We start from the raw sequence: 21383 nt of genomic DNA on the forward strand, positions 1-21383 counted from the left end.
CTCGGACCGCCACGGGGAAGGCGGTTGCTTCCCGCACCCCTGCTGCGCCTCTCGCTCGGCGCCGTCCGGCCCGGGAATTCGGGGCTCGGGGTCCGGTGTGTCCCCGGCACGCCGGACCCGTCCGACGGCGGGGGCGGACGCAGGTTCTGGCCCCGGTCGGCACCTTCCGCGATCACCGTCGGCTGGGACGGTTCCGTGACCCGGTGGACACCGTCTTCAGACGGCCCGCGGCTCAACCCATTAAGAACGATCGTTCTTGACTGGTCGTTCTTAAACGGCGTACGGTCAAGGACATGGGACGACCACGCGCTTTCGACGCCGATCGGGCCGTCGGTGACGCGGCGGCGCTCTTCGCCGTCCGCGGGTACGAGGGGACCTCGGTGGACGACCTGGTCGCGGCGACCGGGATTCATCGGGGGAGCCTCTACAAGGCCTTCGGTTCCAAGCGGGGGCTGCATCTGACCGCTCTCCGCAGTCACCTCGACCACGAGATCCACCCGACCACCGCCGCCATCGGCACGCTCACCGACCCGGCGCAGGCGCTGGCCGCGGCCGTCGCCTCGTTCGACGCCGGGCCGGCCGCCGGGCTCCTCCTGCTCGCCGCCGCCGAACGCGCCCCGCACGACCCGGAGGTCGCCGCGATGGTCGCGGAAGGCGTCACCGCGCTGGAGGACGCGCTGCGCCCCTCCCACGGTGACGCCGCTCCCCAGCTCGCCTCCACCGTCCTCGGTACCCGTCTGCGCCTGCGCGCCCAGCCGACAGTCCACAGGGAGAATTGACATGGCACTGATCTCCGTCGACCGTGAACGCGGCCTTCTGATCGCCGAGTTCCAGGGGCTCGACAAGCTCTGGGCGCTCAAGAGCCGCCTGGAGATACCGCTCGCCCACGTGCGGGGCGCCACCCACGACCCCGGCATCGCCCGTGAGCCCAAGGGGGTCCGCACGGGTGGCACCTCGCTGCCCGGTGTGATCACCGCGGGCCGCTTCCGCCGTGACGGCGAGCGTCTCTTCTGGGACGTGAAGAACCCGGACAAGGCCGTCGTCATCGAACTCGCCGACGCCGAGGACTACGACCGCCTCGTCCTCGAGGTCGACGATCCCCGCGCCGCCGTGGCCCTCGTCGAGGGGGCCGTCACCCGCGGCTGAGGGCGGGACGCGGGCCTGGCGGCTGGTGAGCCCGCCGGGTGCGTCGGGGGTGTTCCGGGCGTTCGCCGGGGCCGGGCGGGCGCCGACGGTGAGTCGGTAAAGGCGGCGGTGGGGCGGGCGTAGCGTAGGTGTATGACGAAGTACGGATCCTTCCCCGGTACGCGTCCCCGGCGGCTGCGCACCACCCCCGTGATGCGGCGCATGGTCGCCGAGACCCGGCTGCACCCGGCCGACTTCATCCTGCCCGCCTTCGTGCGGGAGGGCGTCGGCGAGCCGGTGCCGGTCGAGGCGATGCCCGGGGTCGTGCAGCACAGCCGGGACAGCCTGAAGAAGGCCGCCGCGGAGGCGGTGGAGGCCGGGATCTCCGGGATCATGCTCTTCGGCGTTCCGGAGGAGGAGAAGAAGGACGGCCTCGGCACCGCCGGGACCGATCCGGACGGCATCCTCCAGGTCGCGCTGCGGGACGTGCGGGCCGAGGTCGGGGACGACCTGCTCGTCATGTCCGACCTGTGCCTGGACGAGTTCACCGACCACGGCCACTGCGGTGTGCTCGACGCCGAGGGGCGCGTGGACAACGACGCCACCCTGGAGCGGTACGCAGAGATGGCGCAGGTGCAGGCCGACGCGGGCGCCCATGTGGTCGGCCCGAGCGGGATGATGGACGGTCAGATCGGTGTCGTCCGCGACGCGCTGGACCAGATCGGGCGCGAGGACGTGTCCGTCCTGGCCTACACCGTCAAGTACTCCTCCGCCTTCTACGGGCCCTTCCGGGAGGCCGTCGGGTCCTCGCTGAAGGGGGACCGCAAGACGTACCAGCAGGACCCCGCCAATCTGCGGGAGTCGCTGCGCGAGCTCGCCCTCGACCTGGAGGAGGGGGCCGACATGGTGATGGTCAAGCCGGCCGGACCCTACCTCGACGTCCTGGCGCGGGTCGCCGACGCCGTGGACGTGCCGGTCGCCGCCTACCAGATCTCCGGCGAGTACGCGATGGTCGAGGCCGCCGCCGAGAAGGGCTGGATCGAGCGCGACCGGGCGATCGTCGAGACGCTGACCGGCATCAAGCGGGCCGGGGCGCGGATCATCCTGACCTACTGGGCCACCGAGGTCGCCCGGAAGATCCGGTAGGGGCTCCGCACGCACTCCGCAGGGGCGCGGACGTCGATGTCGCCGCCCGCATCGCCGCCCGTACAGCCGTCCACATCGCGAAAAGGGTTCTTGTAGACGGCATGTATTTCTCTAGGGTGCGGTCATGACCCTTCCCACCGCACTCGGCACCGCCCCCGTCGCGGCGCCGCCTGCGCCCGCCTCTCCGCCGCCGCTCGCCCTGCGGGTCCGTGCCACCGGGGGGTCGCCGGTGCGGGACATCCTCGCCGTCACCGCCCGCCCCGAGGTGATCAACTTCGCGGGCGGGCTGCCCGCGCCCGAGCTGTTCGACCGGGAGGGCGTCGCCGCCGCCTTCCGGCACGTGCTGGAGGAACTGCCCGGCCGAGCCCTCCAGTACGCCACCACCGAGGGCGAGCCCGCGCTGCGCGAGCGGCTCGCGCAGCGGATGAGCACCCGGGGACTGCCGACCGACGCCGACGACGTCCTCGTCACCACCGGGTCGCAGCAGGCGCTGTCCCTCCTCGCCACCGCCCTCCTCGACCCCGGCGACACCGTCCTCGTCGAGGACCCCTGCTACCTCGCCGCCCTCCAGGCCTTCGGCCTCGCGGGCGCGCGGGTCGTCGCCGTGCCGGGCGACGCGGAGGGACCGGATCCGGAGGCCCTCGCCGAGCTGGTCGTGCGGGAGCGGCCCAAGCTGCTCTACACCGTGCCCACCTTCCAGAACCCCACCGGCCGCACCCTCTCCGCCGAGCGCCGGTCGGCCCTCGCCTCCGTCGCCGCCGTCCACGGCCTGTGGATCGTCGAGGACGACCCGTACGGCGAACTGCGCTACGAGGGCGAGCGCGTCCCCTGGATCGCCGCCCACCCCGACGCCCGCGACCGGACCGTGCTCCTCGGCTCCTTCTCCAAGGTGATGGCCCCCGGCCTGCGGCTGGGCTGGCTGCGGGCCCCGGCGGAGCTGCGGCGGGCCTGCGCGGTCGCCAAACAGGCGGCCGATCTGCACACCCCGACCGTCAACCAGCTCGCCGCCGCCCGCTACCTGGCCGACCGCGACCTCGACGCGCACGTCGCGCGCGTCGCCGCCGTCTACCGCGAGCGCCGGGACGCCATGCTCGCCGGGCTGCCCGACGCCCTCCCCGAGGGCTCCGTCTGGAGCCGGCCCGAGGGCGGCATGTTCCTCTGGGCCCGGCTGCCGGAGGCGTACGACACCACCGCGCTGCTTGCGAGGGTGGTCCAGGAGGACGTCGCCTACGTGCCCGGCGCTCCCTTCCACGCCGGCCGGCCCGACCGGTCGACGCTGCGGCTGTGCTTCGTGACGCAGTCGCCGGAGGAGATCGCGGAGGGGCTGCGCAGGCTCGGACGGGGGCTCAGGGGCTGACCGGCGGGCGGGGGCTCGGACAGGGCGCCTGAGGGCTCAGTCCCACCAGAAGTGCCAGACGCGCGCCCCGACCAGCTCCCGGGCGTACTCCCGCAGACTGCCCGGGCCCTGGGTGATGTTGTCCGGGCAGAACGCGAAGTGCTCGGCCGCGACCGCCTCCGCCTCGACGGCGGTGGTGGGCGGGGCGGCCACGGAGACCGCGAGCAGGTCGAAGCCGAGCGCGACGACCCGTATGCCGAACCGGTCCTCCCAGGAGCGCAGCACCGCGCAGAGGCGGGCCACGTCGTCCGTGTGGTTGAGGGGGCCGGGCCAGCCGAGGGCGGCCGGGAGGTCGGCGGAGCGGCGGGCCGGCACCAGGGCCAGGTGCGCCTTCTCGGGCCAGGACGCGGAGCCGTCGGTCAGCAGGTCGGCGACCTGGGCGGCGCAGGCGGCCGGGTCCATGGTGAGGGCGGGGGAGGGAGCGAGGCCCGGCCAGTCGGGGCCGAAGGGCGCGAGCAGCTCGGCGGTCTCGTCGTCCCAGTCCCCCTCGTCCTCCTCGGTCGGCTCCCAGAAGTCGGCCAGGACGTCCTCGGCGTCATGGTCCCCCGGGTAGGAGGCCTCCCCGGGCATCAGCTCCCACTTCTCCGGGCCGCCCTGGCCGCCGCCCACGTCGACGAGCACCGGCAGCAGGCCGGCCCGCGTCGCCCGTCCGCCCAACGCGGTCCAGTTGCCGGGGGCCGCGGCGTGCTCGGCGTGCCACAGCACCGGCCCGTCCGACGAGTCGTCGCAGCCGTCGATCAGCCTGCCGGGCGGCAGTTGGAGCCCGAGGGACCGGCCGCTCGGGTCGGAGGCCAGCCTGGGCAGCGGGTTGGGAAGAGTCGCCATGCCCGTGACTGTAGGGGCCGGCACTGACAGTCCGCGCTCACCTGCGGCGACGCCGAAGGACGTGGGCGACCCAGATGCCCAGGCCGATCACCGGCAGGACGATGGTGGCCGGGATGAGCACGCCCGCCCCGGCGATTATCAGGAGGCTGATCAGGGCCTCACCGAGCGACGGGTCGTCCTGGCCGCCCAACGGCTTCTCCTCGCACTCGTGTTCCCGCTCCTCTCGGAGCGGGACGCACGGGCGCGAGAAGCGGTTCCGGCCCGGCGGGGCCGGGCCGGGCCTCAGAGCTTCTCGGGCGTCCGGATGCCCAGCAGGGCCATGCCCCGGTGGAGCGTACGGGCCGTCAGGTCGACCAGGAACAGACGGTTCTCCCGCTGCTCGGCGGTCTCCGCTTTCAGCACCGGGCACTGGTCGTAGAACGTCGTCAGGTGCGAGGCCAGCTGGTACAGGTAGGCCGCGAGCTTGTGGGGCTCGTAGGAGGCCGCGACCTCCAGGACCGTCTCGCCGAACTGGTCCAGGTGCAGGCCCAGCGCCCGCTCCGCCGGGGCCAGCTCCAGCTCCGGGTGGGCGACCGGACGGGCCTCGCCGGACTTGCGCAGGATCGACTGGATACGGGCGTACGCGTACTGGAGGTAGACGGACGTGTCGCCGTTCAGCGAGACCATCTGGTCCAGGTCGAACTTGTAGTCCCGGACGGCGGAGGTCGACAGGTCGGCGTACTTCACCGCGCCGATGCCGACGTACCGGCCGTTCTCCACGATCTCCTGCTCGCTCAGGCCCACCTTCTCGGCCTTCTCCCGCACGACGGTCGTGGCCCGCTCGACGGCCTCGTCGAGGAGGTCGACCAGCTTGACCGTCTCGCCCTCACGGGTCTTGAACGGCTTTCCGTCCTTGCCGAGGACCGTGCCGAAGGCGAGCTGGAAGGCCTTGACGCCGTCGCCCAGCCAGCCGGCCCGGCGCGCGGTCTCGAAGACCATCCTGAAGTGCAGCGACTGCCGGGCGTCCACCACGTACAGCAGCGAGCCGGCCTTCAGGTTGAAGACGCGGTCGCGGATCGCGGACAGGTCCGTGGCCGCGTAGCCGTAGCCGCCGTCCGACTTCTGCACGATCAGCGGGACCGGGTTGCCGTCCGGGCCCTTCACGTCGTCGAAGAACACGCACAGGGCGCCCTCCGAGCGCACCGCGACGCCCGACTCCTCCAGCAGGCGGCAGGTCTCCGCCAGCATGTCGTTGTAACCGGACTCGCCGACGATGTCCGGGTCCCGGATCTCCATGTCCAGCTTCTCGAAGACGGAGAAGAAGTAGATCTTCGACTCGTCGACGAACTTCTGCCACATGGCGAGCGTGTGCGGGTCGCCCGCCTGGAGGTCCACCACCCGGCGCCGGGCCCGCGTCTTGAACTCCTCGTCGGCGTCGAACAGCTTGCGCGCGGCCTTGTAGAGGCGGTCGAGGTTCGACATCGCCTCCTCGCCGCTGACCTGGGACTCCTTGTGGTCCAGCTCGTGCGGGTGCTCGTCCAGGTACTGGATCAGCATGCCGAACTGGGTGCCCCAGTCGCCGATGTGGTGCCGGCGCACCACCGTCTCGCCGGTGAACTCCAGCAACTGGACCACCGCGTCGCCGATGACGGCGGAGCGCAGGTGGCCGACGTGCATCTCCTTCGCCACGTTCGGCTGGGCGTAGTCGATGACCGTCGTGCCCGGGGCGTCCGCGTGCGGGACGCCGAGGCGGTCGGTGTCCGCGGAGCGCGCGGCGAGGTTCTCGGTGATCGCCCGGTCGGTGACCGTGATGTTGAGGAAGCCGGGCCCGGAGACCTCGATCTCCCCGATCACGCCGCCGGTGACGACCTCGGAGACGACCCGCGTCGCCAGCTCCCGCGGGTTGGCCTTCGCCTTCTTCGCCAGGGCGAGGATCCCGTTGGCCTGGAAGTCCGCCCGGTCGCTGCGTCGCAGCAGCGGGTCCGCGCCGGCGGCCTCCGGCAGGGTGGCCGAGAGGGCGGACGCGAGGTGCTGTTCGACGGAGTGGCTGAGGGACGTGACCGGGGCCATAGGAGTGGGTGCCGTTCTCCTCGTGGGGATGGATAGACACGGCCAGTATCCCATGGGGGGTAAAGCGGTTTTCCCGGGCGCGGGGCCGTCTGGGAGTATGGAGGGGCCAATCCAGAGTTCGAGCATCAAGAGGACGTGCCGATCGTGGCTCAGAGCACCGAGACCACCGACTGGGTCTCCCGTTTCGCGGATGAGGTCATCGAGGAGTCGGAGCGCCGGGCCCCGGGCAAACCGGTCGTCGTCGCGTCCGGCCTCTCCCCGTCCGGCCCCATCCACCTCGGGAACCTCCGCGAGGTCATGACGCCCCACCTGGTCGCCGACGAGATCCGCTGGCGCGGGTACCAGGTCCGGCACCTGATCTCCTGGGACGACTACGACCGCTACCGCAAGGTGCCGGCCGGCATCGCGGGCGTGGACGACTCCTGGGCCGAGCACATCGGCAAGCCGCTGACCTCCGTCCCGGCCCCGAAGGGCTCCGCGCACCCGAACTGGGCCGAGCACTTCAAGGCCGCGATGGTCGAGGCGCTGGCCGAGCTGGGCGTCGAGTTCGACGGGATCAGCCAGACCGCGCAGTACACCTCCGGCGTCTACCGCGAGCAGGTCCTGCACGCCATGCGGCACCGGGGCGACATCGACGCGATCCTCGGCCAGTACCGGACCAAGAAGGCCCCGGCGAAGAAGCAGCAGAAGCCCGTCGACGAGGCCGAGCTGGAGGCCGCCGAGGGCTCGGGTGCCGCGTCCGAGGACGACGGCAGCTCCGGCACCGCCGGCTACTTCCCGTACAAGCCGTACTGCGGCAACTGCGAGAAGGACCTCACCACCGTCACCTCCTACGACGACGACAGCACCGAGCTGACGTACGCCTGCGACGCCTGCGGCTTCTCCGAGACCGTCCGGCTGAACGAGTTCAACCGCGGCAAGCTGGTCTGGAAGGTCGACTGGCCGATGCGGTGGGCGTTCGAGGGCGTCGTCTTCGAGCCCAGCGGTGTCGACCACTCGTCCCCGGGGTCCAGCTTCCAGGTGGGCGGCCAGATCGTCGGCATCTTCGGCGGCAAGCAGCCGATCGGTCCGATGTACGCCTTCGTCGGCATCAGCGGCATGGCGAAGATGTCGTCGTCGAAGGGCGGGGTGCCCACCCCGGCGGACGCGCTCCAGATCATGGAGCCGCAGCTCCTGCGCTGGCTGTACGCCCGGCGCCGGCCCAACCAGTCCTTCAAGATCGCCTTCGACCAGGAGATCCAGCGGCTGTACGACGAGTGGGACAAGCTCGACGCGAAGGTCGCCGACGGGACCGTGCTGCCCGCGGACGCGGCCGCGCACGCCCGCGCGGTGCGCACGGCCGGCGGTGAGCTGCCCCGCACCCCGCGGCCGCTGCCGTACCGGACGCTGGCCTCCGTCGCCGACATCACCGCCGGGCACCAGGACCAGGCGCTGCGCATCCTCAGCGAGCTGGACCCGGACAACCCGCTCGGCTCGCTCGACGAGGCCCGGCCGCGGTTCGACAAGGCCGAGGCGTGGATCAACGCGCACGTCCCCGCCGACCAGCGGACCATCGTGCGCGACGAGCCCGACACCGACCTGCTGAAGTCCCTCGACGAGGCCTCCCGGGAGTCGGTGCGGCTGCTGCTCGACGGGCTGGCCTCGCACTGGTCCCTCGACGGGCTGACCCACCTCGTGTACGGCGTGCCCAAGGTCCAGGCCGGGTTCTCGGCCGACGCCACGCCCAAGGAGCTGCCCGCCGAGATCAAGACGGCCCAGCGGACCTTCTTCGCGCTGCTGTACCACCTGCTGGTCGGGCGGGACACCGGTCCGCGCCTGCCCACGCTGCTGCTGGCGGTGGGGCAGGAGCGGGTACGGACCCTGCTCGGGGAGTAGGTCCGGGTACGGGGAGCGGACCCCGGTACGACGGAGGGGGCGCCCGGTGAACACCGGGCGCCCCCTCCGTCGTACGTGGCTGCCGTCACGCGTCGTGCGCGGGCGCCGTCACGCGATGTGGTCCTCCTCCAGCTCCGCCGAGTGGCGCTGCTGGAAGCGTTCCGCGAGGCTCTTCAGCTCGCTGACGTTCAGCGTCCTGCCGTAGGTCGCCTGGATGTTGTCGCCGAGGACGCGGGGCGTGGGGTAGCTGCCGTCTATCGACTGGCGGAACACCAGGTAGTACGCCTCCTCGTCCGGCTCCGGGGGGCCGCCGCCGTCACCGAGCTCGCGGGTGCGGTTGGGGCCCACGGGGATGGGGAACGTGCCGGTCTCCTCCGGAGCCGGTTCCTGGCCGGGGGCCGGGGGCTCCTCCTCGTACTGCTCGCGGTACTCGTCGGCCTGGACCTGCTCCTCGTACCACTGCTCGTACTGCGCCTCGGGGTCGTACTGCGGGTCGTACTGGGGGTTGTAGCCGCCGTGGTACTCGACCTGGTGCGGGTGCCGGGCGTGGAGCCAGGGGTTCACTTCCGGGTCGGGGGCGTCGCCGGCGGGGGCGGGGGGCTGGGGGCCGCCGGGGTTCTGGTTGCCGCCGGGGCGAGTGCGCTGCTCGCCGGAAGGTGCAGCCGCGCCCACCCGCGCCGCACCAGCGGCACGACTGCCCGCGGCTACGGCGGCTACGGCGGCTGCGGCCGCTGCGGGGGCCTGGCCGGTGGCGGCGGTGGGGGCGGTGGGGGCGGTGTCCGGGTCGGTCGAGGTGACCGTCGGGGACGGGGGGAGCTGTTGGGGGGATGCCGCGGGGAGTTCCTGGTGGGGGGACGGGGGGAGGAGGGCCGGTTCGATGCCCGCCGCCGCCAGGCCCGCCGGGGCCGTCTCCGCCAGCGGTACGCCGTACCGGGCGAGGCGCAGCGGCATCAGGGACTCCACGGGGGCCTTGCGGCGCCAGGCGCGGCCGAAGCGGGAGCGGAGGCGGGCCTGGTAGACGAGACGTTCCTGCTCCAGCTTGATCACCTGCTCGTAGGAGCGGAGCTCCCAGAGCTTCATCCGGCGCCACAGCAGGAACGTGGGGACCGGGGAGAGAAGCCACCGGGTGAGGCGGACCCCCTCCATGTGCTTGTCCGCCGTGATGTCGGCGATCCGGCCGATGGCGTGCCGGGCGGCCTCGACGGCGACCACGAACAGGATCGGGATCACCGCGTGCATGCCCGTGCCCAGCGGGTCCGGCCAGGCGGCGGCGCCGTTGAACGCGATCGTCGCCGCCGTCAGCAGCCACGCCGTCTGCCGCAGCAGGGGGAACGGGATCCGGATCCACGTCAGCAGCAGGTCCAGGGCGAGCAGGACGCAGATGCCCGCGTCGATGCCGATCGGGAAGACGTAGGAGAAGTTCCCGAAGCCCTTCTGGATGGCCAGTTCCCGGACCGCCGCGTAGGAACCCGCGAAGCCGATACCGGCGATGATCACGGCGCCGGTCACGACCACGCCGATGAGAACGCGGTGCATCCGGGTCAGCTGTATTGGCGCGGCCACCCGCACTCCCCTCCCCTTGCGTGTTGTTGCGCGCAACAGGGTGGCACATGTGTGCGGCTCACGTGGTGCCGGTCCGTCAGCTCTTCTTGACGGAGGTCTTCGACGAGGACGTGGCGGCCTTCGCCGCGGTCGTCGAAGCAGCCTTGGAGGCGGTCGCCGAGGGGGTGGCGGAGGCGGTCGTGGAGGAGGTCGCGGAGGGGGTCGCGGAGGGGGTCGCGGAGGTGGTCTTCGACGACGTCTTCGACGGGGTCGGGGAAGCCGAACCGCCACTCGTGCCCGCGCCGTTGGCCTTCTGGACCGACGCCACCGCCTCCTTGGCGGCCTTCTCCGCCGCCTTCGTCAGGGTGTCCGCGTTCGGCGTCTTCTCGCCCGCCAGGCCCGCGCCGTTGTAGTCGAGGGTGACGACCACGTTCTCCACGCGCGCCACGACCGTCTGCTGCTTGAAGGCGCCTTCCTTCTTCTTCAAGTCGTAACGCACGGTCGTAGCCTGGTCGCCGGCCCCGGACAGCGCCTGCGTCTTCGTGTTCGCCGCGCCGGACACCGTCTTGGCATCCTGCACCTGCTGGGCGTAGTACTCCTGCGCCCGCTGGTCGGCGGAGGTCGACGCATCCGACTCGAAGCGCAGCAGGGAGACGTTCAGCCAGCGGTACTGCGAGCCCTTCACCCCGTTGTTGTCCAGGCTGGACCAGGAGCAGGACGCCCGGGTCGCGGTGTCGCTCGACGTGCCCTCCTTGCCCTTCGTGTCCTTGGGCACCAGGTCGGTCAGCGTCTTCTTCGACAGCACCGCGCACGCCTCCGGCAGCGCTTGGTACGCCGCCGCCTGCACCGTCGGCGCGGCGCTCACCGTGGCACCCGCCTCGGCGCTGGCACTGGCACTGGCAGCGGCCTTCTGCGCGTCATCGCCGGAGTCGGAGTCCGAGGAGCAGCCGGCGACGATCAGCATCACGGGGAGTGCGGCTGCCGCGGCGAGGAGGCGACTGCGGCCTCCGGCACCCTGGGTTCGCTGGTCGTGCTGGTCGTCTCGCTGGGCTCGTCGCTGCATGGTTCCTTCACTCATGACGCTCGTGGTTCCTGCGGTCGGATCGGGTCCGGGGGGCCACGGTACGCGGTGGAAAAGCTGTGCGGCTGCGGTTCGGGAGCTGAGCGGGCGGGCCTGCGGCGGGTGCGAAGTGACCTCAGCCCGCGAGGGAGTCGGCGATCTGGGCGGCCAGTTTCCGGGCCCTGTCCTGCATTTCCTTGCTGTCCGGGACCGCGCCGACGGTCGCCGGCTGCTCCTCGTACTGGATGGTGACGATGACGTTGGACGTGCGGAACGCCACAGTCACGGTGCGCTGCTTCGCCGTCGAACCGGAGCTGGAGAGCGCGTCGTCGACGAACGCCTCGTCGCCCAGGTCGTCGAGGAGGCGGGGCTGGAGGTCGGCCGGGGTGACGGACGGGGAGGGGGAAGCGGAGGTGGAGGCGGAGGCGGACGGGCTCGTGGACGCCGAGGGGTTCGGGCTCGCGGGCGCGCCCTTGGACGTGCCCGCGGTGGTGCTCGTGCCCGTGGTGGTGCTCGTGCCCGTGGCGGTGCCCGTGGAGGGGGTCGGCTGCGCGCTGCCGGTCTCCGAGGCCGTGGGCGCCGGGAGGTCGGCCGCCGTCACCTTCCCGGCGAACAGCGTCTCGGCCTGGTTGTCGTCGCTGACCGCGTTGTCGTACGACACCACGCGCTCGAAGTCGACGAAGAGGTGGTCGGTGGCCTCCGCCGACGACACCTTCCAGCGGCAGCCGGCCTTGCGGTCCGTGTCGTACGTCAGGGTCGCCTCGCCCGCGTAGACGGCCTCGCGCTGGGTCTCGTCGGCGACCTCGCGGATGCCGGGGAGGAGCGAGTCGAGGGTGGAGCGGCCGACGCTGCCGCAGGCCTGCGGCAGCGAGTCGTACCGGCCGGGCTGGGCGGCGGCGGTCGCCGTGCCGGCCTCGCCCGGGTTGGAGTCGTCCGTCGTGCCGCCGTCGTCGGAGCCGCCGGTGCAGCCGGCCAGCAGCGCCGCGAGGAGTGCGGCGACGCCGGATACGTACGCCTTCCGCTGCACGGTCGGCTCCTCTCGACGGTCACAACGTGGGTGGGTGGTCGGGCCGGGGCTCGTCCCGCCGGTTCCCGCTGGTTATTCGCTTGCCGGGCGGGGGCGGCCCCTGGAGACAATGTGTATCGCACGCACCACCGTGGATGCCGGTCCGTCGTCCTGTTCGTCGACCTTGGCGCCGGTTTTGCGATATGAGACTTCTGTTGTGGTTCCGGGGGAATGAGGACGATATGTCGTATGTCGAGATGCCGGGTGCGAAGGTTCCCATCCGGATGTGGACCGACCCCGCGACGGTGGAGGACGTGGCGCTCCAGCAGCTGCGCAACGTCGCCGGCCTCCCCTGGATCAAGGGGCTCGCCGTGATGCCGGACGTGCACTACGGCAAGGGCGCCACGGTCGGGTCCGTCATCGCGATGCGGGGGGCCGTGTGCCCGGCCGCGGTGGGCGTCGACATCGGCTGCGGGATGTCGGCGGTCAGGACGTCCCTGACGGCGAACGACCTGCCGGGCGACCTGTCGCGGCTGCGGTCGAGGATCGAGCAGGCGATTCCGGTGGGGCGGGGGATGCACGACGACCCGGTGGACCCGGGGCAGCTGCACGGGTTCGCGACCGCGCGGTGGGAGGACTTCTGGGGGCGGTTCGACGGGGTCGCCGAAGCGGTCAAATTCCGTCAGGAACGTGCCACGAAGCAGATGGGAACGCTCGGAAGCGGCAACCACTTCATCGAGGTGTGCACGGACACGACCGGTTCCGTCTGGCTGATGCTGCACTCCGGGTCCCGCAACATCGGCAAGGAACTCGCGGAGTTCCACATCGGCGTGGCGCAGAAGCTCCCGCACAACCAGAACCTGGTCGACCGCGACCTCGCCGTCTTCGTCGCGGACACCCCGCAGATGGCGGCCTACCGCAACGACCTGTTCTGGGCGCAGGAGTACGCCCGCTACAACCGCACGATCATGATGACGCTGCTCAAGGACGTGGTCCGCAAGGAGTTCCGGAAGGCCAAGCCGGCCTTCGAGCCGGAGATCAGCGCGCACCACAACTACGTCGCCGAGGAGCGCTACGACGGGATGGACCTGCTCGTGACCCGCAAGGGAGCGATCCGGGCCGGTTCCGGCGAGTACGGCATCATCCCGGGGTCCATGGGCACGGGCTCGTACATCGTGAAGGGCCTCGGCAACGAGAAGGCGTTCAACTCGGCGTCGCACGGCGCCGGTCGGCGCATGAGCCGGAACGCGGCGAAGCGGCGCTTCACGACACGGGATCTGGAGGAGCAGACGCGGGGCGTGGAGTGCCGCAAGGACTCCGGTGTCGTGGACGAGATCCCCGGGGCCTACAAGCCGATCGAGCAGGTCATCGACCAGCAGCGGGACCTCGTGGAGGTCGTGGCGAAGCTGAAGCAGGTCGTCTGCGTGAAGGGCTGAAACCGGGACGTCCGTCAGCTGCCGTGCCGGACCGCCCAGATCATCACGAAGGCGATGACGTGGATGCCGAAGAGGAAGTACGCCAGGAAGTACCAGACCTGGCGTTCGTCCCGTGTCTCCTGGGCCAGGCGGCGCTGTTCCGCCGCCCGGGCCGTCTCCTCCCGCGTCTGCTCCCGTGTCGGGTCCGGCATCACGGCTCCCGGTGGACCTTCGTGTTGGAGGCCTGGGCGCGCGGGCGCAGGATCAGCAGGTCGACGTTGACGTGGCTGGGCCGGGTCACCGCCCAGGTGATGGTGTCGGCCACGTCGTCGGCGGTGAGCGGCTCGGCCACGCCCTCGTAGACCTTCGCCGCCCTCTCCCGGTCGCCGCCGAAGCGGGTGAGGGCGAACTCGTCGGTTTTGACCATGCCGGGCGCGATCTCGATCACGCGGACGGGCCGGCCGACGATCTCCAGGCGCAGGGTCTCGGCGAGGACGTGGGCGCCGTGCTTGGCGGCGACGTAGCCCGCGCCGCCCTCGTAGGTGTTGTGGCCGGCGGTGGAGGAGACGACCACGACCGTGCCGTCGCCGCTCGCCTCCAGCTTCGGCAGCAGGGCCTGGGTGAGGTTGAGGGTGCCGATGACGTTCGTCTCGTACATGGTGCGCCAGTCGGCCGGGTCGCCGGTGGCCACCGGGTCGGCGCCGAGCGCGCCGCCCGCGTTGTTGACGAGGACGCCGACGGTCCTGAAGGCCGACGCGAACTCGTCGACCGCCGTGCGGTCGGTGACGTCCAGCTGGTAGGCCGTCGCCGAGCCGCCCGCCGCGGCGATCTCCTCGGCCAGCGCCTCGATGCGGTCCTTGCGGCGGGCGGTGAGGACCACGCGGTATCCGGCCGCGGCGAGCTGCCGGGCGGTGGCGGCGCCGATCCCGCTGCTCGCACCGGTCACGACGGCGATGCGGGAGGCGGCGGACGGTGCGGCGGTGGCCATGGGGGCTGCTCCTCGGGTGCGTGGGGTGCGTGGGGTGCGTGGGGTGCGTGGGTGCGTGGGGTGCGGCGGGGGTGGGGTCGAGAATCCGCTCGGCCAGGATAGGCGGGAGGTGGCGCGGGGCGGGCGGTGATCTCGTCCTGTGGGCGCTGTGGGCGCTGTGGGCGGGGGGTGCTGTGGCCCGGGGGCAGGGGGTGCGGGGTCCGGCGGTCCGGTGGTCGCTGTCGTCGGTGGGGCGCTTCACCTGATGGACGGCGCCTGCCGTCCCGGCCCGGCGGGGATACATGCGTACGTTCCTGTCCCTGTCCTGGCCGACCGAGGAGTGGATGGCATGCGCCGGATGCGGGTTCCCGCCGTGCGGGGCGCGGTGGTGGGTGCGGTGGTGGCCGGCGCGCTGGCGGTCGGCGGGCTGGCGGTCGGCGGGGCGGTGCCGGCCGCCGCCGCGGACGTTCCCGAGGCCGATCTGTCGTACCACGGCTCCGCCGTGCTGGACCGCGGCCGGGTCGAGGTGCGGCTGACCCCGCGCAACCACGGTCCGGGGGACGTCCCGGACGCCACCGTACGGCTGCGCTGGTCGGCGCCGTTCGCGGACCGGCCACCGGTGCTGCCGGACGGGTGCGCGCGGACGGGGGCGCGGGAGGTGGTGTGCCGGACGGGCGCGCTGGACGCGGACACGCCGGGCGAGCGGATCGTGGTGGAGGTGTGGCTGGCGGACGGGCCGACCGAGGTGACGCTGTCGGTGGAGACGGTGTGGGGCGGTGGGGCGGTGGACCGCAACCGGGCCAACGACCGGCAGCAGGTGCTGGTGCTGGACACCGGGGACGCCTACTTCTTCTGACCGGACCGCGACGGGCGACCGGTCGGGGCGCGGTACGTCGTACCATCTGCGGACGGCGCTGACGAAGGGGTGTGCGGGCGATGTCCGGGAACGTGCGGTCGCGGTTGCTGGACGAGCTGTCCACCGTCTCCCGGCGGTACGTGGCCACGTTCGCGCTGTTCAACCAGGCCGTCGCCGACCGGCTCGGGCTGCACCCCACCGATCTCCAGTGCCTGAACCTGCTCTCGCTGGAGCGGGCGCCGGTGACGACGGGCCGGGTCGCGGAGCTGACCGGGCTGACGACGGGGTCGGCGACCCGGCTGGTGGACCGGCTGGAGAAGGCCGGGTACGTCGTGCGGCAGCGGGACGTCACCGACCGGAGGCGGGTCCTGGTGGCGACGGTGCCGGAGCGGATCGCCGAGTTCGGGCGGACGTGGGAGCGGCTGGGCGGTGACTGGAGCCATCTCTTCGCCGACCTGGACGATGCCGAGATCGCCGTGATCGTGCGGCACATGAGGCGGACGGTGGAGTTCAGCGGGGAACAGGTCGGGCGGTTGCGAGGGGGCCTGGTCTAGGACATGGCGGCCGTTCAGGACTCGTACTCGTCCTCGGATTCGGACTCGGACACGTCCGCGGATTCGGGCTCGTATTCGTACTCGGGCTCGGATTCGGGCTCGGACTCGGACATACGGCCGGGGGCGGCGCAGGGCGGTTCCGCGTCCGCCGGCCGTGGGCTGCCCCGCCACTGGCCGTTGCTGCTGGTCGGCGCGGCCGTGCTGCCCGGCGCGCTGCTGGTGCTCGTCGGGCGGTCGCTGGACGACCCGGCCGTCGAGGCGTGGCGGACGGTGTGTCTGGCGGTGACCGTGCAGGCGATGCCCTTCCTGCTGCTGGGCACGGCCCTGTCGGGGGCGATCAACGCGTTCGTGCCGGCGCGGGTGTTCCAGCGGCTGCTGCCGAAGCGGCCCGCGCTGGCGGTGCCGGTCGCGGGTGCGGCGGGAGTCGTCCTGCCGGGCTGCGAGTGCGCGTCGGTGCCGGTGGCGAACAGCCTGATCGGCAGGGGGGTGACCCCGGCCGCCGCGTTCGCGTTCCTGCTGTCGGCGCCCGCCGTGAACCCGGTCGTGCTCACCGCCACCGCGATCGCCTTCCCGGGCAGCCCGGAGATGGTGCTGGCCCGGCTGCTGGCCTCGCTGGTCACGGCGGCCGTGATGGGCTGGCTGTGGCTCTGGCTGGGCCGGGCGGAGTGGCTGCGGCCGACCGTACGGCACACCGGGCACCGGACCGGGCAGAGCAGGTGGACGGAGTTCCGGCGCGGCTTCCAGCACGACTTCCTGCACGCGGGCGGATTCCTGGTGGTCGGCGCCATGGCCGCGGCGACCTTCAACGTGGCGGTGCCGCGCTCGGTGGTGGACACGTTCGCCGGTTCGGCCTGGCTGTCGGTGCTGTTCCTGGCGGTGCTGGCGATCGTGCTGGCGGTGTGCTCGGAGGCCGACGCGTTCGTGGCGGCCTCGCTGAGCGGGTTCTCGCCGGTCGCCCGGCTGACGTTCATGGTGGTGGGACCGATGGTCGACCTGAAGCTGATCGCCCTTCAGGCGGGCACCTTCGGCCGGGCCTTCGCGTGGCGTTTCTCCGCCGCCACGGCCGTGGTGGCGGTCGTGTGCAGCGCCGTGGTGGGAGGGGTACTGCTGTGAAGCGGTTCGCGCAGGTGGGGTTGCTGGTCCTGAGCGGGCTGGGGCTGTTGCAGGCCTCGCTCTTCACGGAGTCGTACCTGCGGTACGTGAAGGAGGGCATGCGGCCGCTGCTGATCGTGTCGGGGGCGCTGCTGATCCTGCTGGGAGCGGCGGAGGCCTGGTCGGCGCGGAGGGGCGCGCGGGGCGGGAGCGACGGCGCCGACCGCGGGAGCGACGGCTCCGACCGCGGGGACGGCGGGCGGGCCCCCGGGCAGGCGCGGGAGCAGCAGCCGGCGCAGCAGGAGCAGGAGCAGGAGCACGAGCGGGAGCAGGAGGAGCAGCGGGAGCGGGAGGAGCAGCGGGAGCGGGAGCGCGGGCAGGGGCACGGGCACGACCACTCCGGCGTTCCCCGCGTCGCCTGGCTGCTGTTCCTGCCCGCGCTGAGCCTGCTCTTCTACGCCCCGCCCGCGCTCGGTTCGTACACCGCCTCCCGCGAGGCGCCCAAGGCCGTGGCCGTCGTGGAGGAGGACGGTTTCGAGGCGCTGCCCGCGACCTCGCCGCTGCCCATCACCCTGACCGACTTCACCCAGCGGGTGCAGCAGGACACCGCGCGGGCCATCGAGAGGCGCCAGGTCCGGATGACGGGGTTCGTCACGCCCGTCGCGGGGGGCGACGGCTGGTATCTGACCCGCATCCTGCTGTCGTGCTGTGCGGCGGACGCGCAGTCGGTGAAGGTGCGGGTGTACGGCGTCGAGGCGCCCGCCGCCGACACCTGGGTGACGGTGACCGGGGCCTGGCACCCGGCCGGCTCCCTGGGGACCTCCTCGGCGGCGGTCGCGCTGGACGCGGACACCGTGGAGAAGGTCGAGCGGCCGACGAACGGGTACACGGACGCCCTGCCGATCGGCTCGTGACACCGGGCGGGCCGAGGCGCGCCCTCGACGTGACGAAACCTGTTCGAGTGACTCCGCGGTTCTGTCTCGCCCGAGGCCGGTGGGCCGCGATTAGCGTGAGGGCCGCCCACCAGGTCCGGCAGTCCCGTGGAGTAACAGATGACTTCTTCCCGTCACGCGCTTGTGTCGCCGTCGCCGTCGCCGTCGCCGGGAACTCCCTTCGAGTTCCCGCGCATCCAGAAGCGGCTGCCTCTGCGCGCCCATCCGAAGCACGCGCAGATCGAGGAGGAGTGCCATCGCTGGGCCCGGCCCCACCTCGTGGACCACTTCGGGGACGAACAGCTCGCGGAGCGCCATGTCGCGCAGCGGATGGCCTACTGGGCCTGCGTGTGTTACCCGCACATGCTGGACGACCGGTGCTTCATCCTGCCGAACATCGTGATCCCGGCCGGCATCTGCGACGACTCGTTCTCCGGCCCCGGGGCCCACAGGGACCCCGAGCGGACGGAGGACCTGCGGCGGCGGTGGCTCGGCGTGCTCGACGACGAGCCGGTGGCTCCCGACTTCCCCGCCGGCCGGATGCTGTACGACGCCCTCGCTCCGGCGTGGCCGCAGATGCCGCAGACGCTCGCGGACCGCTACCGAGCCGCGTTCCGGGACGTCGTCGCGTCGTCCGTCGTCGAGGCCGACGACCGCGTCCACGACGGCATCCTGCCGTTCGACGCCTACCTCGAACTGCGGCTCACCGACCTGTTCGGCCGCTGGGCCACCTGCCAGACCGAATACGCCCTCGGGTGCGACCTCACCGCCGAACTCGCCACGGACGCCACCCTCGCCAAGGCCCGGGACCTGGCCGTCAACCACCTGACCCTGGTCAACGACCTCTTCTCCGTTCCCGCGGGGAGCCGCCTGCCCTCGTCCCCCGAGGAGTGCGAGGCCGGAGAGGCCATGAACTCCCTGGGGCTCCTCATGCGCACCGAGTCGCTCACCCTCCAGCAGGCGGCCGACAGACTCGCCGAGCTCATCGCCTGGACCGAGGACGCGTTCTGCCGCGCGTGCGCCGACATCGTCCACCGGGACGGTCCGGTCCACCCCGACGTGCCGCGTTACCTGAACGAACTCGGGCACCTCATCAGCGGCAACCGGCACTACCGCACGCTCGTCGCCCGCTCCCGCGGCGACGCCGTGGGCGAGGGGAGGGGGAAGGCGTCCGGGACGGTGACCCTCGGGCGCCTCGGGACCGTCCACACGCCCCGCACCCACCTGGGAGCGGGCGCCGCACGGCATCCCGACGGCACCGACCACGGCTGACGGCGCACCGACCACGACTGACGGCGCACCGACCACGACCGACGGCGCACCGACCACGATTGACAGCGCACCGACCACGACTGACGGCGCACCGCCACGCCGTCACGCCACCGCGCCACACCACGTGGCCCATCGCCGGTGACCCGTTGACGAAGGCCGCTCCTGGCAGCCGCCCGGACCGGCCCGGCCCGAGCCCCCGCTCGCCATCGCCCTCGGCAGACCCACGCCGAGGGCGATGGCATCCCCCCTCACCGTCCCCACCCTTCCCGCGCCGACGGAAGCCGATGACGGACGACGGAAGCCATGACGGACGACGGAAGCCGATGACGGACGAGGAAGACGCCGGGGAATACCCGGCGACAGCGCACAGTTCCAGGGGTATAGTTGAACCGTCAACAACTTGAAGGGTGAGCGGCCATGCAGTTCGGGATCTTCACCGTCGGCGACGTCACGCCGGACCCCACCACGGGACGTACGCCGACCGAGCGCGAGCGGATCAAGGCCATGGTCGCCATCGCGCTGAAGGCCGAGGAGGTCGGCCTGGACGTCTTCGCGACCGGCGAGCACCACAACCCGCCGTTCGTGCCGTCGTCCCCGACCACGATGCTCGGCTACATAGCCGCGCGCACGGAGAAGCTGATCCTCTCCACCTCGACCACCCTCATCACCACCAACGACCCGGTGAAGATCGCCGAGGACTTCGCGATGCTCCAGCACCTGGCCGACGGGCGCGTCGACCTGATGATGGGACGCGGCAACACCGGGCCGGTCTACCCCTGGTTCGGGCAGGACATCCGACAGGGCATCAACCTCGCCGTCGAGAACTACGCCCTGCTGCACCGGCTGTGGCGCGAGGACGTCGTCGACTGGGAGGGCAAGTTCCGCACGCCGCTCCAGGGCTTCACCTCGACGCCCCGGCCGCTGGACGGCGTCGCGCCCTTCGTCTGGCACGGTTCCATCCGCTCGCCGGAGATCGCCGAGCAGGCCGCCTACTACGGCGACGGCTTCTTCCACAACAACATCTTCTGGCCCGCCGACCACACCAAGCGCATGATCGAGCTCTACCGGAAGCGGTACGCGCACTACGGGCACGGCACGCCCGAGCAGGCCGTCGTCGGCCTCGGCGGCCAGGTGTTCATGCGGAAGAACGCGCAGGACGCCGTCCGCGAGTTCCGGCCGTACTTCGACAACGCCCCCGTGTACGGGCACGGGCCCTCGCTGGAGGAGTTCACCGAGCAGACCCCGCTGACCGTCGGCTCTCCGCAGCAGGTGATCGAGAAGACGCTGTCCTTCCGCGAGTACGCCGGCGACTACCAGCGCCAGCTGTTCCTGATGGACCACGCCGGGCTGCCGCTGAAGACCGTGCTGGAGCAGCTCGACCTGCTCGGCGAGGAGGTCGTGCCCGTGCTGCGCAGGGAGTTCGCCAAGGGCCGCCCGGCCGACGTGCCGGAGGCCCCGACCCACGCTTCCCTCAAGGCCGCCCAGGAGGTGACCGTCGCATGAAGCTCGTCGTCGTCTCGGCCGGGCTGAGCGTCCCGTCGTCCACCCGCCTGCTGGCCGACCGGCTGGCCGCCGCCACCGCCGAGCGGGTCTCGGCGGTGGCGGCGGAGCCCGAGGTCCAGGTCGTGGAGCTGCGCGACCTCGCCGTGGAGATCGCGCACCACTTCACCAACGGCTTCCCCGGGCGGCAGCTGGCGGCCGCGCTGGACGCGGTCGCGGACGCGGACGGACTGATCGTCGTCACGCCGGTGTTCTCCGCGTCGTACAGCGGACTGTTCAAGTCGTTCTTCGACGTCATGGAGAAGGACGCGCTGGCCGGGAAGCCGGTCCTGATCGCCGCCACCGGAGGGACGGCCCGGCACTCGCTGGTGCTGGAGCACGCCCTGCGTCCGCTCTTCGCCTACCTGCGGGCCGTCGTCGTCCCGACCGAGGTCTACGCCGCCTCCGAGGACTGGGGCGCGGAGGGGCTGCCGGAGCGCGTCGAACGGGCGGCGGGGGAGCTGGCGGCGCTGGCCGGCGGCCTGTCCGCGGCCCGGCCCGCCCGGCCCGCCCGGACGGCCCTCGACGTCGTGCCCTTCGAGGAGCAGCTCGCCGCGCTGCGGCCGGCGGGGTGAGACGCGCCTCGGGACGGGGGCACGGGGGCACGGGGGGACCGGGGGCGGGGGCTGCGGCACCCCCGTGCCCCCGGTCCCCGCCCCGTCCCCGGGTGAGAGGCGCGTAAGAAAGGGCGCCGGGTGAGCCGCCCGTCACGGCGTACGGCCGGGGCGGCTT

21 protein-coding genes are annotated in these 21383 nt (G+C 72.4%); 13 read left to right on the forward strand and 8 right to left on the reverse strand.

The annotated features are described in order from the left end of the window. Positions 1 to 293 precede the first annotated feature (293 nt). From ACIP67_RS12305 to ACIP67_RS12320, 4 genes are all read left to right on the forward strand, one after another. Complete coding sequence (locus ACIP67_RS12305) at positions 294 to 779, forward strand: TetR/AcrR family transcriptional regulator (protein WP_401691048.1); 486 nt, start codon at positions 294 to 296, stop codon at positions 777 to 779. A 1-nt stretch (position 780) separates the two neighbouring features. Further along, positions 781 to 1146, forward strand: a complete 366-nt coding sequence (locus tag ACIP67_RS12310) for a hypothetical protein (protein ID WP_401691049.1) — start codon at positions 781 to 783, stop codon at positions 1144 to 1146. Positions 1147 to 1278: 132 nt separating this feature from the next. Beyond that, positions 1279 to 2271, forward strand: coding sequence for a porphobilinogen synthase (gene hemB / locus ACIP67_RS12315; protein ID WP_401691051.1), 993 nt, complete (start codon positions 1279 to 1281; stop codon positions 2269 to 2271). 124 nt (positions 2272 to 2395) lie between these two features. Next, a complete protein-coding gene (locus ACIP67_RS12320; protein ID WP_401691053.1) occupies positions 2396 to 3628 on the forward strand; it encodes a PLP-dependent aminotransferase family protein in 1233 nt (410 codons plus the stop codon). A gap of 36 nt (positions 3629 to 3664) precedes the next feature. Here ACIP67_RS12320 and ACIP67_RS12325 read toward each other — a convergent pair whose 3' ends face one another. From ACIP67_RS12325 to argS, 3 genes are all read right to left on the reverse strand, one after another. Beyond that, positions 3665 to 4492, reverse strand: a complete 828-nt coding sequence (locus tag ACIP67_RS12325; RefSeq protein ID WP_401691055.1) for a DUF4253 domain-containing protein — start codon at positions 4490 to 4492, stop codon at positions 3665 to 3667. A gap of 37 nt (positions 4493 to 4529) precedes the next feature. Then, positions 4530 to 4682 carry a hypothetical protein gene (locus ACIP67_RS12330; protein ID WP_401691057.1) on the reverse strand — a complete coding sequence of 51 codons (153 nt, stop codon included), beginning with the start codon at positions 4680 to 4682 and terminating at the stop codon, positions 4530 to 4532. A 92-nt stretch (positions 4683 to 4774) separates the two neighbouring features. Beyond that, on the reverse strand, positions 4775 to 6541 hold the full coding sequence (gene argS / locus ACIP67_RS12335) for an arginine--tRNA ligase (protein ID WP_401691059.1): 1767 nt from the start codon (positions 6539 to 6541) through the stop codon (positions 4775 to 4777). Positions 6542 to 6676: 135 nt separating this feature from the next. Between argS and lysS the strand changes: the two genes are divergently transcribed. After that, a complete protein-coding gene (gene lysS / locus ACIP67_RS12340) occupies positions 6677 to 8416 on the forward strand; it encodes a lysine--tRNA ligase (RefSeq protein ID WP_401691061.1) in 1740 nt (579 codons plus the stop codon). A gap of 108 nt (positions 8417 to 8524) precedes the next feature. On the opposite strand, the gene ACIP67_RS12345 is transcribed toward lysS, so the two are convergent. The 3 genes from ACIP67_RS12345 to ACIP67_RS12355 form a co-directional block, all read right to left on the reverse strand. Beyond that, a complete protein-coding gene (locus ACIP67_RS12345) occupies positions 8525 to 9979 on the reverse strand; it encodes a DUF2637 domain-containing protein (RefSeq protein ID WP_401691063.1) in 1455 nt (484 codons plus the stop codon). Between the two features lie 76 nt (positions 9980 to 10055). Continuing rightward, positions 10056 to 11036 (reverse strand): DUF3558 family protein, encoded by a 981-nt coding sequence (locus ACIP67_RS12350; RefSeq protein ID WP_401691065.1) that lies wholly within the window; start codon positions 11034 to 11036, stop codon positions 10056 to 10058. A gap of 118 nt (positions 11037 to 11154) precedes the next feature. After that, positions 11155 to 12045: a DUF3558 domain-containing protein gene (locus ACIP67_RS12355; RefSeq protein WP_401691067.1), complete on the reverse strand. Its 891-nt coding sequence runs from the start codon at positions 12043 to 12045 to the stop codon at positions 11155 to 11157. 221 nt (positions 12046 to 12266) lie between these two features. On the opposite strand from ACIP67_RS12355, the gene ACIP67_RS12360 reads away from it, so the two are divergent. Beyond that, positions 12267 to 13460, forward strand: a complete 1194-nt coding sequence (locus ACIP67_RS12360; RefSeq protein WP_401691069.1) for an RtcB family protein — start codon at positions 12267 to 12269, stop codon at positions 13458 to 13460. A 14-nt stretch (positions 13461 to 13474) separates the two neighbouring features. Here ACIP67_RS12360 and ACIP67_RS12365 read toward each other — a convergent pair whose 3' ends face one another. Then, entirely contained in the window at positions 13475 to 13651 is a 177-nt protein-coding gene (locus tag ACIP67_RS12365; RefSeq protein WP_401691071.1) for a hypothetical protein, read from the reverse strand. Beyond that, positions 13651 to 14427 (reverse strand): SDR family NAD(P)-dependent oxidoreductase, encoded by a 777-nt coding sequence (locus ACIP67_RS12370; RefSeq protein WP_401691073.1) that lies wholly within the window; start codon positions 14425 to 14427, stop codon positions 13651 to 13653. The genes ACIP67_RS12365 and ACIP67_RS12370 overlap by 1 nt, the downstream gene beginning before the upstream one ends. A 328-nt stretch (positions 14428 to 14755) precedes the next feature. Here ACIP67_RS12370 and ACIP67_RS12375 point away from each other — a divergent pair, with 328 nt between their 5' ends. The 7 genes from ACIP67_RS12375 to ACIP67_RS12405 all read left to right on the forward strand — a co-directional run bounded on the left by ACIP67_RS12375 (position 14756) and on the right by ACIP67_RS12405 (position 21226). Next, positions 14756 to 15262 (forward strand): hypothetical protein, encoded by a 507-nt coding sequence (locus ACIP67_RS12375; RefSeq protein ID WP_401691074.1) that lies wholly within the window; start codon positions 14756 to 14758, stop codon positions 15260 to 15262. Between the two features lie 80 nt (positions 15263 to 15342). Further along, positions 15343 to 15816 carry a MarR family winged helix-turn-helix transcriptional regulator gene (locus ACIP67_RS12380; RefSeq protein ID WP_401691075.1) on the forward strand — a complete coding sequence of 158 codons (474 nt, stop codon included), beginning with the start codon at positions 15343 to 15345 and terminating at the stop codon, positions 15814 to 15816. A 3-nt stretch (positions 15817 to 15819) separates the two neighbouring features. Then, positions 15820 to 16929 (forward strand): permease, encoded by a 1110-nt coding sequence (locus tag ACIP67_RS12385; RefSeq protein WP_401691077.1) that lies wholly within the window; start codon positions 15820 to 15822, stop codon positions 16927 to 16929. Continuing rightward, positions 16926 to 17822: a TIGR03943 family putative permease subunit gene (locus ACIP67_RS12390; RefSeq protein ID WP_401691079.1), complete on the forward strand. Its 897-nt coding sequence runs from the start codon at positions 16926 to 16928 to the stop codon at positions 17820 to 17822. Before ACIP67_RS12385 ends, ACIP67_RS12390 begins: the two co-directional genes overlap by 4 nt. Positions 17823 to 17960: 138 nt before the next feature. Continuing rightward, positions 17961 to 19112, forward strand: a complete 1152-nt coding sequence (locus ACIP67_RS12395) for a terpene synthase family protein (RefSeq protein WP_401691081.1) — start codon at positions 17961 to 17963, stop codon at positions 19110 to 19112. Positions 19113 to 19529: 417 nt separating this feature from the next. Further along, positions 19530 to 20615: an LLM class flavin-dependent oxidoreductase gene (locus ACIP67_RS12400; RefSeq protein WP_401691082.1), complete on the forward strand. Its 1086-nt coding sequence runs from the start codon at positions 19530 to 19532 to the stop codon at positions 20613 to 20615. Continuing rightward, positions 20612 to 21226, forward strand: a complete 615-nt coding sequence (locus ACIP67_RS12405; RefSeq protein WP_401691084.1) for a CE1759 family FMN reductase — start codon at positions 20612 to 20614, stop codon at positions 21224 to 21226. The genes ACIP67_RS12400 and ACIP67_RS12405 overlap by 4 nt, the downstream gene beginning before the upstream one ends. Positions 21227 to 21383: the final 157 nt, after the last annotated feature.

This window comes from Streptomyces sp. NPDC088812 (assembly GCF_044750285.1).
In the GTDB taxonomy this organism is placed as follows: Bacteria; Actinomycetota; Actinomycetes; order Streptomycetales; family Streptomycetaceae; genus Streptomyces.

Coding starts and splice junctions, on each gene's coding strand:
- ACIP67_RS12365 (WP_401691071.1), bottom strand. CDS start 13,651: ATGCCGGACCCGACACGGGAGCAGACGCGGGAGGAGACGGCCCGGGCG.
- ACIP67_RS12305 (WP_401691048.1), top strand. CDS start 294: ATGGGACGACCACGCGCTTTCGACGCCGATCGGGCCGTCGGTGACGCG.
- ACIP67_RS12310 (WP_401691049.1), top strand. CDS start 781: ATGGCACTGATCTCCGTCGACCGTGAACGCGGCCTTCTGATCGCCGAG.
- hemB (WP_401691051.1), top strand. CDS start 1,279: ATGACGAAGTACGGATCCTTCCCCGGTACGCGTCCCCGGCGGCTGCGC.
- ACIP67_RS12375 (WP_401691074.1), top strand. CDS start 14,756: ATGCGCCGGATGCGGGTTCCCGCCGTGCGGGGCGCGGTGGTGGGTGCG.
- ACIP67_RS12380 (WP_401691075.1), top strand. CDS start 15,343: ATGTCCGGGAACGTGCGGTCGCGGTTGCTGGACGAGCTGTCCACCGTC.
- ACIP67_RS12350 (WP_401691065.1), bottom strand. CDS start 11,036: ATGAGTGAAGGAACCATGCAGCGACGAGCCCAGCGAGACGACCAGCAC.
- ACIP67_RS12385 (WP_401691077.1), top strand. CDS start 15,820: ATGGCGGCCGTTCAGGACTCGTACTCGTCCTCGGATTCGGACTCGGAC.
- ACIP67_RS12370 (WP_401691073.1), bottom strand. CDS start 14,427: ATGGCCACCGCCGCACCGTCCGCCGCCTCCCGCATCGCCGTCGTGACC.
- ACIP67_RS12320 (WP_401691053.1), top strand. CDS start 2,396: ATGACCCTTCCCACCGCACTCGGCACCGCCCCCGTCGCGGCGCCGCCT.
- argS (WP_401691059.1), bottom strand. CDS start 6,541: ATGGCCCCGGTCACGTCCCTCAGCCACTCCGTCGAACAGCACCTCGCG.
- ACIP67_RS12405 (WP_401691084.1), top strand. CDS start 20,612: ATGAAGCTCGTCGTCGTCTCGGCCGGGCTGAGCGTCCCGTCGTCCACC.
- ACIP67_RS12395 (WP_401691081.1), top strand. CDS start 17,961: ATGACTTCTTCCCGTCACGCGCTTGTGTCGCCGTCGCCGTCGCCGTCG.
- ACIP67_RS12360 (WP_401691069.1), top strand. CDS start 12,267: ATGTCGTATGTCGAGATGCCGGGTGCGAAGGTTCCCATCCGGATGTGG.
- ACIP67_RS12325 (WP_401691055.1), bottom strand. CDS start 4,492: ATGGCGACTCTTCCCAACCCGCTGCCCAGGCTGGCCTCCGACCCGAGC.
- ACIP67_RS12400 (WP_401691082.1), top strand. CDS start 19,530: ATGCAGTTCGGGATCTTCACCGTCGGCGACGTCACGCCGGACCCCACC.